Source organism: Acetobacter fallax (assembly GCF_011516735.1).
In the GTDB taxonomy this organism is placed as follows: domain Bacteria; phylum Pseudomonadota; class Alphaproteobacteria; order Acetobacterales; family Acetobacteraceae; genus Acetobacter; species Acetobacter fallax.
In genome coordinates, this window is sequence record NZ_WOSX01000155.1 from 1 (window position 1) to 609 (window position 609).

A 609-nucleotide genomic window follows, 5' to 3' on the forward strand; every position below is an offset into this window, starting at 1 on the left:
CATCGAGACGCAGATGACGCTGACAGACGACGCGGTGCTCATGTTCGAGCGTCTGTTCGGTCAGTTGTTCCGCCGGGCGGAACGGCGCGAGGAAGCCGCATTGAAACGCGACCGTCGGACCATCAACGCCAAAATCCGCCTTCTGGCCGAGATCGGCGATGCGGTGTTGAGCGCCCGCGCTGACGACGCCGATCCATACGCGGCGATCGAGGGCGTCATCGGCTGGGACGTGCTGACACGGAAAGTCGCGGAAGCCCGTCGTCTCGTTCGTCCTGATCCGCTCGATCCCGTGGCGCTCTCCCGAGAGAACGCACCGATCCTGCGCCAGATCGGTCCTGCGTTCGTCGCCGCCTTCACTTTCGGGGCTGTTCCCGCCTGCGCACCTCTTGCCCAAGCTGTCGAGACCCTGCGCGGACTCGCCGACGGCCGGAGGCTTCCGGCCGACGTGCCGCTCGGCTTTGTCCGGACGAGCTGGCGGAAGCGGATCGACCGTGCTGATCTCGACCGCCGCATCTTCGTGTTCTGCGTCCTGGCGGAACTGCGCGACCGGCTGCGCGCGGGGGATATGTGGGTCGAGGGAAGCCGGCGCTATCGCGCCGTAGAGCACCA

The 609-nt window shown here is 66.8% G+C and carries 1 pseudogene; it reads left to right on the plus strand.

The window, feature by feature from the left end:
* A pseudogene (locus GOB85_RS18950) lies at positions 1 to 609 on the plus strand (Tn3 family transposase); the annotation flags it as partial.